Annotated in this window: 13 protein-coding genes and 1 pseudogene; 10 read left to right on the forward strand and 4 right to left on the reverse strand. The window is 37.6% G+C overall.

From position 1 onward, the window contains the following. Nucleotides 1–834: a 1-acyl-sn-glycerol-3-phosphate acyltransferase gene (locus tag B2O97_RS24405; protein ID WP_112374399.1), complete on the reverse strand. Its 834-nt coding sequence runs from the start codon at nucleotides 832–834 to the stop codon at nucleotides 1–3. Nucleotides 835–1088: 254 nt separating this feature from the next. Between B2O97_RS24405 and B2O97_RS24410 the strand changes: the two genes are divergently transcribed. The 9 genes from B2O97_RS24410 (at nucleotide 1089) to B2O97_RS24450 (ending at nucleotide 11346) form a co-directional block, all read left to right on the forward strand. Beyond that, a complete protein-coding gene (locus tag B2O97_RS24410; protein ID WP_115047839.1) occupies nucleotides 1089–1751 on the forward strand; it encodes a CBS domain-containing protein in 663 nt (220 codons plus the stop codon). A 46-nt stretch (nucleotides 1752–1797) separates the two neighbouring features. Beyond that, a complete protein-coding gene (locus B2O97_RS24415; protein ID WP_112374400.1) occupies nucleotides 1798–2682 on the forward strand; it encodes an NAD kinase in 885 nt (294 codons plus the stop codon). Between the two features lie 289 nt (nucleotides 2683–2971). Continuing rightward, a complete protein-coding gene (locus B2O97_RS24420) occupies nucleotides 2972–3709 on the forward strand; it encodes an isoprenyl transferase (RefSeq protein WP_201639469.1) in 738 nt (245 codons plus the stop codon). A 113-nt stretch (nucleotides 3710–3822) separates the two neighbouring features. Continuing rightward, nucleotides 3823–6387, forward strand: coding sequence for an outer membrane protein assembly factor BamA (gene bamA, locus B2O97_RS24425; protein WP_115047835.1), 2565 nt, complete (start codon nucleotides 3823–3825; stop codon nucleotides 6385–6387). Nucleotides 6388–6810: 423 nt separating this feature from the next. Further along, complete coding sequence (locus tag B2O97_RS24430; protein WP_046671928.1) at nucleotides 6811–7344, forward strand: OmpH family outer membrane protein; 534 nt, start codon at nucleotides 6811–6813, stop codon at nucleotides 7342–7344. A gap of 103 nt (nucleotides 7345–7447) precedes the next feature. Beyond that, nucleotides 7448–8017, forward strand: coding sequence for an OmpH family outer membrane protein (locus tag B2O97_RS24435; protein ID WP_070569926.1), 570 nt, complete (start codon nucleotides 7448–7450; stop codon nucleotides 8015–8017). A 361-nt stretch (nucleotides 8018–8378) separates the two neighbouring features. Beyond that, nucleotides 8379–9053, forward strand: a complete 675-nt coding sequence (locus B2O97_RS24440; protein WP_286768310.1) for a TetR/AcrR family transcriptional regulator — start codon at nucleotides 8379–8381, stop codon at nucleotides 9051–9053. Between the two features lie 192 nt (nucleotides 9054–9245). Further along, nucleotides 9246–10544, forward strand: a complete 1299-nt coding sequence (locus B2O97_RS24445) for a 4Fe-4S dicluster domain-containing protein (protein ID WP_070569191.1) — start codon at nucleotides 9246–9248, stop codon at nucleotides 10542–10544. A 7-nt stretch (nucleotides 10545–10551) separates the two neighbouring features. Then, a complete protein-coding gene (locus B2O97_RS24450) occupies nucleotides 10552–11346 on the forward strand; it encodes a (Fe-S)-binding protein (protein ID WP_115049484.1) in 795 nt (264 codons plus the stop codon). Between the two features lie 490 nt (nucleotides 11347–11836). Here the strand turns inward: B2O97_RS24450 and B2O97_RS24455 are convergent, their stop codons facing one another. After that, nucleotides 11837–12034, reverse strand: a complete 198-nt coding sequence (locus B2O97_RS24455) for an ABC transporter substrate-binding protein (protein WP_070565935.1) — start codon at nucleotides 12032–12034, stop codon at nucleotides 11837–11839. A gap of 114 nt (nucleotides 12035–12148) precedes the next feature. On the opposite strand from B2O97_RS24455, the pseudogene B2O97_RS24460 reads away from it, so the two are divergent. Then, nucleotides 12149–12514: pseudogene (locus tag B2O97_RS24460) on the forward strand ((Fe-S)-binding protein); the annotation flags it as partial. Nucleotides 12515–12792: 278 nt separating this feature from the next. On the opposite strand, the gene B2O97_RS24465 reads toward B2O97_RS24460, so the two are convergent. After that, nucleotides 12793–12921 (reverse strand): hypothetical protein, encoded by a 129-nt coding sequence (locus tag B2O97_RS24465; RefSeq protein ID WP_286727312.1) that lies wholly within the window; start codon nucleotides 12919–12921, stop codon nucleotides 12793–12795. Nucleotides 12922–13027: 106 nt separating this feature from the next. Next, on the reverse strand, nucleotides 13028–13600 hold the full coding sequence (locus B2O97_RS24470; protein ID WP_201640130.1) for a TIGR00730 family Rossman fold protein: 573 nt from the start codon (nucleotides 13598–13600) through the stop codon (nucleotides 13028–13030). Between the last annotated feature and the right edge of the window lie 195 nt (nucleotides 13601–13795).

The following is a 13795-nucleotide window of genomic DNA, read 5'->3' on the forward strand; positions in this document are numbered from 1 at the left end:
CTATTTTTCTTGAGCCAATCCATAAACCCTTCTTTTCACTTCCTCAGCCCAAGTTTTTTCGTTTTTTGATTGATCAAACGCTGTATAAGGGATTCTTTCTCCTACTATAATATTGACGGTATGTCCGCGTTGAGCAAACATTTCATCAGGTAAATATAACATTTCAATGTTTACCTTGAGACCCAATTTCTGTCTAAGCCTTGCAAAATTATAAAAAAACTTAGAGTTTTTACCGTCAATCAGGACCGGAATGATATCTTTTTTATATTTTTTTGCTTTGCTAATAAAACTTTTCTTCCATTCTAGGTCTTCTATACGGCCATCGTTTTGTTTTCTGGAAACCAAACCAGCAGGGAATACCAATAGCGCATCATCCGCTCCGTAAGCCTCCTCGATCGCAGAAATAGCCTGTTTCCCCTGCCCCCCCAACTTATTGACACCGACAAACAAAGGCCTCAAATTACCTATATTTAAAAGAATATCATTAACCAAAAATTTCACATCGCGTCTATATTTACCTATAGCGTGCATAAATGCAATTCCATCCAATCCGCCCAAAGGGTGATTGGACGCAAAAATAACCGGATCCGATACTGGAATATTTTCTGCCCCATACAAATTGACCTTGACATCCAGATCGTTGATCAATGCATCAACAAAGTCCAGGCCCTGAAGATCCGCAAAGCGCGTCATAATATCATTTATCTCGTCTTCATGAATTGTCCTTTTTAAATAATTAAGTAAAAAAGACGGAATCCATTTAGCAAGGCCCGCATTTTTTTTGTGAATAACTTCACGTATATCAATAAACTTTTTACTCTCGCTTGTGATCATCAATCTTACTGTTCCAATTAAAAATACTTCACCTCCATTTAAGCCCAGTTTTTAGGCGTATCCCAATTCGTTGACAAAAATAATAACAGAATGGTAATAAAAGTACAATTTTAAACTTTAAAATTGTACTTATTTGCAATAATGTATTCGTTCTCTGTGCTTCCTGTTTTAGGTATTACAAGCAATCAACGAATTAAGTATAAATCTGATCCTGTAAAATTTCTTTTCACCTAGTTTTTTTATTAAGTTTGAGTATGCTAATAAGTCAATTTCTTTCAAATGCTGATTTCAGTATTCAAAATGCTGATTCAATACAACAAGCGCTAGAGAAGCTGCAAGATATGCTTTGTAAAGAATTAGTCGTTTTAAATGGTGACGACTATATTGGCCTGGTTAATGAAACCATCTTATTGGATGCGGAAGATGAAGAAGCTCCCCTTTCTTCCATAAAAATAAATACGGCCCCCATACAGCTGAAGTTCAATCAACACCCCTATGATGCCCTGGTGATGATAACGGTATATAATAGCACAATCATTCCTATTTTAGATCAAGACAACAAATATATTGGTGTGTCAACACAATTGGATATATTAAAGGCAATAAGTTCAATTCAATCACAAAATGAATCTGGTGCTATTATTGTGTTGGCGACTGGCCTACACGATTTTTCACTTTCACAGATTGCGCACCTTGTTGAAAGTGACAATTGCAGAATCCTCAATTGCGCAACTAAAATAAATTTGGAAAGTGACAACATTGAAGTTACCCTTAAAGTCGACAAGTCAAACATCAATGCCTTACTGAATTCATTCCTAAGACACAACTATTTAATTCTTGAAACCCATAATACCATAGCTGCATTTGACGACACTGCCGACCGTTATCAGCAGCTTATGAATTATATTAACATTTGATTAAGATTAGTTTTTTCTCATCTTTGCCCCATAAATTGAAAACAATATGAGAATCGCAATATATGGAAGAGAGTTTCAACCCTCTGTTATACCACATGTGAAACACTTATTTGAATATCTTGTCGATAAAAATATTGAGATCTGGGTATATAATCCATTTCATGAATTTCTGCAATCACAATTTGAATGCGCCTTTAACTTCTCAACATACAATACCTATCAAGAAATAAAAGATCATATTGACATCATGTTGAGTCTAGGCGGAGATGGAACCATGTTATCTGCTGTTTCCCTGATTAAAGATTCCGGAATTCCAATTGCAGGAATAAACTTTGGACGCCTCGGCTTTTTAGCGTCCATCAATAAAAATGATTTTGAGGATGCCATCGAGGATATACTGAACCAGCGTTTTACCATACAGAAGCGCGTGCTGCTCTCTGTAGAATCTGAACAGCTTAACTTGTTTGAAGGCAATCATTATGCGCTCAATGACATTACCGTATTTCGTTACGACAGCTCGGCCATGATTACGGTCAATGCACGCATCAATGGCGAACTACTGAATTCATACTGGGCAGATGGACTAATTATCGCTACACCTACCGGATCCACAGCCTATTCATTGAGTTGCGGCGGACCTATTATTATGCCGGAAAGTGGCAATTTTGTCATTACCCCCATCTCTCCGCACAACCTCAATGTGAGACCCATTGTCATCTCGAATCAGTTTACCCTTGAATTGGAAATAGAGAGTCGAAGCAATCAATACATCTTAAGCTGTGATTCCAAAAACGAGTCTATTGATACATCTGTAAAATTAACCATTAAACAGGCTCCATTTACTATTAATCTGATTAGACTCCCCCATGAAAGCTTTTTCAGTACGCTGCGGGAAAAATTACTTTGGGGCATCGATGTCAGAAATTATTAGGCTATCAATTCACTTCGCACAAGCTCGCTTTGTATGAAGAGAAACACACAAAACAATCTTTCTAAATATTGTCCTTCTAAATTTCCAATTAAAAATCGATATTTGGAAGAAATAAAGAAAGACGGAATAAGAACATCCGGAATAGAAATCCAAGTGCGATAATTAATCAATGAAAAGTACGTTAAACAAACAATAATCATTGGTAGCAATACAGGAAACCAAAAGTAGGTTTTAAAACGCCAAAATAGCATTGATGCCTAAGGTGTTCATTTTATTGAAAACAGCAAAAATGAGTTTTTTAGATCAGATAGATAGTATTAAATTGCCACAGCATATAGCCATCATCATGGATGGCAACGGCCGTTGGGCAAAACAGAAAGGGAAACTTCGCGTATTTGGGCATCAAAATGGTGTAAAAGCAGTACGAGAAGCATTAGAAGGATGTGTAAAAGCAAATATTAAATTTCTGACACTTTATGCATTTTCTGCAGAAAACTGGAATAGGCCTAAGCTCGAGGTAATGGCACTCATGGAGCTATTGGTTACTTCCCTTAAAAAAGAAATCAAAACTTTTCAGGAGAATGGCGTCCGTTTGAATGTTATTGGTGATATCACCAAATTACCCTCAAATGCACAAAGAAAGCTGCAGGAGACCATTGAAGCAACGAAAGAAAATACACACTGTACATTGACATTAGCTTTGAGCTACAGTTCTCGACAAGAAATTGTGGACGCCGCTCGAAATCTAGCCCAAAAAGTAAAAGACGGAAAACTCAATGCAGACGAAATTAACGATGAATTATTCGCTGCAAACCTCTATACACAAAACCTACCCGATCCTGACCTTCTGATACGTACCAGCGGAGAATTGAGAATAAGCAATTTCCTACTTTGGCAAATTGCCTATTCAGAATTATGCTTCCTAGATAAGATGTGGCCCGAGTTTACGAAAGAAGATTTATTTAAATCCATCGTCGATTATCAGCAACGCGAAAGAAGGTTTGGAAAAACAAGTGAACAGTTATAAAGATTTTATTAAATTTGACCACTGATTTGAAAAAAAGCAAGCTGGTTAAATTTTCTTAATTAACAAAAATTAACAAACGATTGGTGTACTTTAGCGCCAATAATTATAGATAAATGAAGCGTATACTACCCGTAATACTATTTTTTGGTCTCTCATCAATGCAGCTTGTCTACGGACAAGACAAAGGTGCGTTCAATTTAAATGACCCAGAAAAAATCAGCTATCTCAATCCTAAAAACTATGTAATTAGTGCTATTGATATAACTGGAACACAATTTTTAGATAAAAATGTATTAATTACGATCTCTAAATTGTCAGTAGGTCAATATTTGGAAGTTCCAAGTGAGGCGACTGCAAAAGTAGTGAAGGATATGATGGCTCAAGGCCTCTTTGATGATGTCGAATTATGGGCAGATAAAATTGAAGGTGAAAATATATTTTTGACCATCCGTGTAGTAGAACGTCCTCGTTTAACGCGTATTGATATCAACGGTCTAAGTAAAAGCCAGACCGAAGAAGTTCGCAAACGTTTAAATAGTAACACTGGTAAGATTGTCAACGAAAACTTGATGAACACCACACGTGGTACGATCCAACGGTTCTTAAAAGAAAAAGCTTTTTTATATCCGGAGATCACCCTAAAAACAGTGAAAGACTCGGCACAGGCTAATAATGAAATACTTATTGCCGATGTGGATAAAAAACATAAGGTAAGAGTCAAAAAAATGACTTTTACAGGGAATGAACATTTTTCTCAGCAAGAGTTGAGAAAAATGGCCAAGCCAATTAAGCAAAAAATGTGGTACCGTATTTTCGGTCCTGGAAAATTCAAGGAAGAAAAATACAAAGAAGGTAAAGAAAACCTAATCAAGAAAATGGCAGCCAAAGGCTATCGTGATGCGACAATCTTGAAAGATACGGTTATTCGCGATGGTGAAAAAAATGTGTTGGTTAACTTTGACATCTATGAAGGTCCTAAATATTATGTAGGTAATATTGTTTGGACAGGTAATGCTAAGTATTCTGACACTTTGCTTAATAAAATTTTAGGTGTCAAACGTGGTGATGTTTTTTCGGAAGAAAAATTAACAGCAAAATTGATGGGTCCTACAAAAAATAGTGATGACATCTCTTCAATCTATATGAACGATGGTTATCTTACGTTCTCAGTAGACCCCGAACAAACGCGTATTTATAACGATACCATCGATTTAAATTTACGTGTTTATGAAGGTGCTCAATATACCATCAATAACGTTATTGTTAAAGGTAATGATGTAACCAACGACCGTGTTGTATTACGTTCTATTTATACAAAACCTGGTCAAAAATTCTCAAAAGAACAAATTATGCGCAGTGTGCGTGAGATTGCGCAGTTGGGAAATTTTGATGAGCAAAAGACAAACCCAGTACCGACAAATCTAAATTATGCGGATGGTACAGTGGACATTGTTTACAATGTGACTGAAAAACCTTCGGATCAGGTCGAGCTTTCGGGTGGTTATGGTGCCGGTCAGATCATCGGTACGTTAGGTTTAACATTTAACAACTTCTCTACCAGTAATTTCTTTGATAAAAGTTCCTGGAAACCGCTACCACGTGGAGATGGACAGAAGTTGAGTGTGCGTGGTCAAACTTCGGGTAAACGTTATCAATCGTATAGTTTCTCTTTCTCCGAGCCTTGGTTGGGTGGTAAAAAACCAATTTATTTTGGTTTGAGCGCCTATACTTCGAGTTCATCATATGGTGGGTTTAACTACTATACTGGCGAGCAAATTGTTAAGGATTCCGAGTTGAATCGTATTTGGATGACTGGTATTACCGCAACATTAGGTAAACGCTTGCAATGGCCAGACAACTGGTTCCAGGCAAATACTTCCTTGTCATTCCAACGTTATAAGCTTCAGAATTATGGAAATTACTTCCTATTTGATAATGGTACAGCCTATAACATCAACTTGACGCAAGAGTTTAGCCGTAATTCGATCGATGCTCCTATCTATCCTACTTCGGGTTCAAACATCAAATTCTCGGTGCAATTGACGCCTCCATATTCATTGTTCAACAACATTGATTATAAAAATGGTTCGGCTCAGGAACGCTACCGTTGGACAGAGTACCACAAATGGAAATTTGACTCGCAATGGTATGCAAAAATTGCGGGAAAACTTGTTTTCAAAGCACAAGCTCAATTTGGTTTCTTGGGTAAATACTCCAGCAAAACTGAGATATCAACTTTCGAGCGTTTCAAAGTCGGTGGGGATGGTATGCAAGGGTTTGATTACCTACAAGGATCTGAAATTGTTGCGTTACGTGGTTATGCAAATGGTGTAATCATTCCTGAAGGAACACAAAATGTGAATGTGGCACGAAATTCAGGTAGTCCAATCTATACGAAATATCAAATGGAATTACGTCACCCGGTGATGTTAAATGATCAGGCAACAGTTTACGTATTGGCTTTCGCTGAAGCGGCAAATACCTGGAACAAGTTCACCGAATACAACCCATTTAAAGTACGTCGTTCTGCAGGTGTTGGTGCCCGTATCTTCTTACCTATCTTCGGTATGCTAGGAATAGATTACGGCCATGCATTCGACCCTATCCCGGGTTTACCAAGCAGTACATGGAAACAAAACTTTACATTTAGTATCATGCAAAATATGGGTGGATTCTAATCTTTGTTGATCCAATCCTGTCGAAATAAAATAAAAAGCTATCGCAAGAAATTGTAGATAGCTTTTTTGTTTTAAGATTATTTTCCAATAAATCATGCATTTTTCTTTCATTTCCACCCGATCGGATTAAATGCGAAATCACCCTATATATCTTATAAATTTTCTTATATTGAGTGCGGTTATGATCACCGAAAAAAGAAGCTATAAACAGCACTCAGGCAACTAGCATTGGAGCATTCTTCAACAAGTTAAATAGTGTTAAACCCGAGAAATATCTGTTAGATTGCTTCTTTTTTCTTATTTTTGAGCCGTAAATTTACGTAGAGCGGTTTTCTCGAATTAAACTTTTGGGATTATCCGAAGTCATAAGGTAAATTAGTGTTAAATAATAAAAAGTATAGTCTATAAAAACTTACAGGAAATATGAAAAAAATATTGTTAGTTATAGCTTTTGTAGTCGTGAGTGCTACAGCGACATTTGCCCAACAACTTGCATATGCTGATTCAGAATATATCCTAAAACATATTCCTGAATATACGACTGCACAGAAACAGTTAGATGACCTATCTAAGCAATGGCAGGAAGAAGTGGATCAGAAATATGCTGAGATTGAAAAACTATATCAGGCTTATCAAAAGGACCAGGTTTTATTAAATGAAGATATGCGTCGCCGCCGAGAGGATGAAATCGTGACAAGAGAAAAAGAAGTAAAAGACTATCAAAAACAAAAGTTTGGATTTGAAGGCGACCTCTTTAAAAGACGTACTCAATTGATGAAGCCTATTCAAGACCGTGTAGCAAAAGCTATCCAAGATGTTGCTTCGGCCCAGGGAATTGATTTTATTATGGACAAGGGCAATGAGTCTACTTTTCTCTATGCCAATCCAAAATTGAATAAAAGTAATGATGTCATTACAAAATTAGGATATAAACCCAATCCGAGTCTTGCAAACTAAGCGGGAGTTTATTATCATTGTGAACACAAATAATAATAGTAGTAATTAATTAGAAAACTAAAAGATTGCCATAAAGATGGCTCATTAGATTAAAATGAAAAGCATGAAAAATTTATTAAAGGGTGCGGTTGCTTTAGTGGCAGTATTTTTCTCAACTCAATTCGCAAATGCGCAACAAAAGATTGGTCATATCAATTTTGCTGAAATTATTCAGTCAACATCTGAATTTAAAACAGCTGAAGGGCAGTTGAAGACATTGAGTGATGGTAAAACCAAAGAAATTCAAGATATGGTTACCATCTATCAAACAAAACAAAAAGATGCAAACGATAAATTGCGTAACAGAAGTGAAGCAAATAAAGATACGGTTGATCCAGAAATCAACAAAATAGGTCAAGAATTACAAGATATCCAAGCGCGTATTCAAACAGCACAACAAGCTGCTCAAGAAGACTTGAACAAAAAAGAAGAAGAATTAATTGCACCTATACACAGAAAAGTTGGTGAAGCTGTAAATGCTGTTTCTAAAGAAAAAGGTATGGCTTATGTATTTGATATTTCAAGCACAAACATTCCTTATTTCCAAGGCGGAGAGGATTTAACTGCTGCTGTAAAAACAAAATTAGGTATTTCAGCTACAGCTGCTCCTACTGCTGCTCCAGCAAGAAAATAAGCTAGTATACAAGGCAATAAAAAAGGGATTATCGATATCGATAATCCCTTTTTTATTGCCTATCTATTTTCCCAATGGCAAGTGAATTTCAATCAGCGTAAAACGCCGACAGCACCAAATACGCTCCAGTTCTACAGCGAAAAGAATAAGGTAAACTCAAAAGCTTATCGAATCAGTCAAATTATAGTGTAAATAAAAATCTGCTGCTTGATTTTCTTGCATTTACCAGCTAAATTGTAGATATTGGTTCGGAAAACAAACATATCTACCCTAATGAAAACTTCATGGTCCCAAATTTGTTCATTAACTGACGAATATGAGGTACCCAGGAAAGCTTCGTCGTTAAAATGATTTTATTCGCATGAAAAAGAAAGTAATTGAGGATAATCCTAAAAAAGAAAGAAAGGTAACTTCCGGTCCTATTCGCGACAAAGAACGCACCAAGGCGCGAATGATCGCTGCTGTCGGAAAGGTCATTCAAAAGAAAGGATACCATGCATTGAATGGGCCTAATATTGCTTTGGAATGTGGACTGAACAAAGCATTAATATGGAACTATTTTGGCGGTCTCGATCAACTGGTGGAAGCTTACCTGACACAAAAAGATTTTTGGCAAATCGGAGACAAAGGAGTCTTAGAGCAAATGGTCACAAACCCAAGCACCATCAGCGTTTCCTTGATAGAAGAATTGCTTAAATCTCAATTCGACACCTTTTTGAAGGATAAAACGAAGCAAAAAGTCATTCACTGGGGCCTAGGCGAAAAAACCAAAGCGCTTAAAAATATCGCCGACAGACGGGAAGTGTTTGGCGAGGAACTATTTAAACATGTCGATTCAAAATTCGAAAACTCCGAAAACGACCTTAGAGCGACATTAGCGATTTTAGTCAGTTCAATTTATTATTTGAGCCTTCAGGCAAAATCTACAGGTAGTACATTTTGCGGTATTGATGTAAATACCGAAGCAGGAAAAGAACGAATTCAGAAAACGATGCGTAAAATATTAGAACAGACATTTTCTGATGTTGAGCTGTAGTCTACTCAGATACAACTAGAGAAAACGTCCAAGAAGAAATAATTCCTTCTGGACGTTTTTCATTACAGCCTAAATTCACCATTAAAAAATTCCAATAATTTATCGTGTTAGGTCCTCATTTTTGATTTATTTTTACTATGTTAGCATAACAAAATAATATAGTATATTTGTTTATAACCAAGATACAAGCATATGATAGGTCAACTAATATTTGCGGTTTGTTTCGCTGTAGCATTGTTTCTTTTTAGCAAAAATGCACAACAGATTTATCGTAATATCAAGCTAGGCAGACCGGCAGATCGTTCGGACAGATCCGCGGAGCGTTGGAAAATGATGTTCCTCGTCGCCTTTGGTCAAAAGAAAATGTTTAAGCGTATTTTCCCCGCAGTCCTACATTTATTTGTATACCTTGGATTTGTCATCATCAATATTGAGATGTTGGAGATTGTCATAGACGGGCTTTTTGGTACACATCGTATCTTTTCATTTCTAGGGGGTCTTTATAATTTCCTGATTGGGGCATTTGAATGGCTCGCGCTGGGTGTACTGGTATCCTGTCTCATCTTTTTATTTCGGAGAAATATTGCTAAAGTAGCTCGCTTAAATAGCGCGGAATTGAAACATTGGCCCAAGACGGATGCAAATATTATTTTAATCACAGAGATTCTTTTAATGTCGGCTTTCCTACTGATGAACGCTTCTGATCTTAAATTGCAACTCTATGGCTTTGCACATTTTAAATCGGCAGGTTCCTTTCCAGTAAGCCATTATCTTCTTCCATACCTTCCTACTTCGACGGAGGCCTTATTTTTAATAGAGCGGTCTTGTTGGTGGTTTCATATCCTAGGTGTACTTGCCTTCTTAAACTACCTCCCCTATTCCAAGCACCTTCATATTATTTTGGCTTTTCCGAACACCTATTTTTCTAATCTGAACGCAAAAGGCAAACTATCCAATATGCCAGCTGTGACCAATGAGGTTAAGGCAATGCTTGATCCGAGTTTCACCCCGCCTCCAGCAGATGCAAATGCACGCTTTGGAGCCAAAGATGTCCAGGATTTAACCTGGAAGAGCTTATTGGATGCATATACCTGTACTGAATGTGGACGTTGTACATCTTCCTGCCCCGCAAATATAACGGGAAAGCTGCTGTCCCCACGAAAAATCATGATGGATACAAGGGATCGACTCACTGAAGTCGGTACGAATATCAAAACAAATGGAAGCTTTCAGGATGACGGAAAATCTCTCATTGACACTTACATCAGTCGAGAAGAGTTATGGGCCTGTACAAGCTGTAATGCATGTGTAGAACAATGCCCGGTCAATATTAATCCTTTGGATATTATTATTGAGCTACGCCGCTTTGCTGTTATGGAAGAATCACAAGCTCCTGCGAGTATTAACAATATGTTTGGAAATATTGAGAATAATGGTGCCCCTTGGAAATATGCGCAATTGGACCGCGCCAATTGGACTCAACAACAATAGTTTTATGATGGAAAATGAATTAAAAGTTCCCACAGTTGCAGAACTGTTGGCCAAAGGAGAAACTCCTGATATACTATTTTGGGTAGGTTGTGCAGGGAGTTTTGACGAACGTGCACAGAAAATTACGCGCGATATCTGCAGAATATTACAACATGTCGGTTTAAAATATGCCATCTTAGGTACAGAAGAAAGTTGTACGGGCGATCCTGCCAAAAGAAGTGGAAACGAATTTCTATTTCAAATGCAGGCCATGATGAACATCGAAGTACTCAATGGCTATGAAATCAAAAAAATAGTAACGGCTTGCCCACACTGTTTCAATACCTTGAAAAATGAGTATCCATCCCTAGGTGGTAACTATGAGGTCATTCATCATACACAATTGATCCAAAACCTGATCAATGAAGGAAAATTAAAACCAGCAGATAACAACGTATTCAAAGGAAAGAAGATAACCTATCATGATCCCTGTTATCTTGGTCGTGCGAATGAGGTCTATGAGGCACCGAGAAAAGTATTGGAAAGCTTGGATGCCCAGTTGATCGAACTGAAACGTTGTAAGAGCAATGGACTTTGCTGCGGTGCTGGGGGCGGACAAATGTTTAAAGAACCAGAGCCCGGAGCAAAAGACATTAACATCGAACGTATCGAAGAAGTCATCGATGCACAGCCTCAAGTTGTCGCTGCAGCATGTCCTTTCTGTATGACGATGTTAAAAGATGGCGTAAAAATAAAAGAAAAAGAATCAGAGATTGAGGTGTTGGACATTGCGGAAATAACTGCCCGAGCAAATCAATTGTAAATTACATTAATTACGAAATAAAAGAGGCCCGATCATACGATCGGGCCTTTTGTGTAGGGAGAAGAATATCTCCTGTCCACGCTTAAATTAGGGGAATCCCAAAGCCGGTTAAAATATAAGGGATTCCCCCGAATCGAAGATCAGCGCTGTTTTTATGCTGATCAACCGACTCTAACATCTAGCCATAACAAAGGTATCGCCTCTAGTTCAATTCATTGTTGTTCATTTCTTTAAAAATGTTGTTCATTTCTTAAATAATAAAAAAAATGATAGACCATACTTTCTTTATCCCAATAGAAGTAATTCGATCGATCACTACAATAGCGTTATAATTTTATCAGCTTTTTCCTTGCCATAAAGTCGAGAAATCACTTCTATAACACGTTGTTTATGATTAAACGCAGTACTTGAATATGCCCAATGATGAATTGCTGTTGCAGTACACAAAGCCTTCAACGTATGTGGATTATAGATAAACATAGGCAGAAGATTAAAAATCTGCTTTTCCTTCACGGCACGGATCGTTTTTAAATTCATTGCGCTGATAGAACAGATCAGTGCTATCATTCCACATCACAATCATATCGGGATTCCATCCAATCAAAGTTTCGGCATTAATATTGGGTTGATCCAGTTCAAATGGACAAACATTCTGTACACCCGCCATTTCCAAACATGTATGCATCATGCTATGGGTTCCTGTTGTTGAAAAAATACGACCTTAGGCCCAAGTAAAATAGACCCGGCGCTTTTCCTTAACAGCTGTAGCATTCTCCTTAAGGCGACCAATTTCAGCAACGTATTTAAAGAAAAGAAGATAACCTATCATGATCCCTGTTATCTTGGTCGTGCCAATGAGGTGTATGAGGCGCCGAGAAAAGTATTGGAAAGCTTGGATGCCCAGTTGATCGAACTGAAACGTTGTAAGAGCAATGGACTTTGCTGCGGTGCAGGGGGCGGACAAATGTTCAAAGAACCAGAGCCTGGAGTAAAAGACATTAACATCGAACGTATCGAAGAAGTCATCGATGCACAGCCTCAAGTTGTAGCAGCAGCATGTCCTTTCTGTATGACCATGCTAAAAGATGGCGTAAAGATAAAAGAAAAAGAATCAGAGATAGAAGTGCTGGATATTGCCGAAATCACTGCCCGAGCAAATCAATTGTAAATTATATTAATCACGAAATAAAAGAGGCCCGATCATACGATCGGGCCTTTTGTGTAGGGAGAAGAATATCTCCTGTCCACGCATAAATTAGGGGAATCCCAAAGCCGGTTAAAATATAAGGGATTCCCCCGAATCGAAGATCAGCGCTGTTTTTATGCTGATCAACCGACTCTAACATCTAGCCATAACAAAGGTATCGCCTCTAGTTCAATTCATTGTTGTTCATTTCTTTAAAAATGTTGTTCATTTCTTAAATAATAAAAAAAAATGAGAGAACACTACGCGATGATATACCCGCCACCGAAATAGCTATCCGCAGAGATAGCACTTTCGGTGAGGTTGAGTACCACTTGATCACTAAAATTCTTACTGTTCACCACTTGAATACGATGTGGTATATTTAACAATGAAGCTTCTAGTCGGAATGCTTCCGACAGCTGTTTCGGATTATATGAGGTATAATCCTTCGAACTAATTTCGACTTAGTCAATTCTGAACGATTTTATTATATCGCTAAATCTCATCCTTCTCAATCCATTTGGGAACCAGTGGCGCTTCATACTGTTGCATCTTCTCGATCAGCTCCTCAATCGTATCAGCCACCAATAACATCGCTCGATTTTCCTGCTTAAGAAGGCCCTCTTCGACCATGTGATCAATAAATTGAATGAGATGATTGTAAAATCCATTGATGTTTAACAAACCAACTGGCTTTTTATGTAAACCCAATTGAGCCCATGTAATCATTTCAAAAAGTTCTTCCAAGGTACCAAAACCACCCGGCAGCGCAATAACTCCTTCGGCATAATCACTCATAATCCGTTTACGATCGTGCATGGTATCTACAGTAATCAGTTTTGTTACCCCCCTATGCTCTCTTTCTTTCGAATTTAAAAAATCAGGAATGACACCTATTACCTCACCTCCCTGTGCAAGAGCTCCATTCGCAACAGCTCCCATTAGGCCAACCCTTCCACCACCATAAACCAAACGAATACCGTATTCAGCCAAAACCTTTCCCACATAGGAGGCTTGCTCTTCATACACGGCCGAATTCCCTAAACTGGAAGCACAAAAAATAACAATACTATTAACTTACTTCATATACAAGTATAGTTAAAAATAAACGGATCAGCTCTTTTTAATAAAAAAACAAACTCACTATCAATAATATACAAAAAAATACACGCATTATTTTCGCGCATAAATATAAATGTAAAAAAAACACTTAAAATAAATAACACATTTAATATCTTTGATTTACCGGTCTTTTTATACATA

This window comes from Sphingobacterium sp. UBA865 (genome assembly GCF_002295765.1).
Classification (GTDB): Bacteria; Bacteroidota; Bacteroidia; order Sphingobacteriales; family Sphingobacteriaceae; genus Sphingobacterium; species Sphingobacterium multivorum.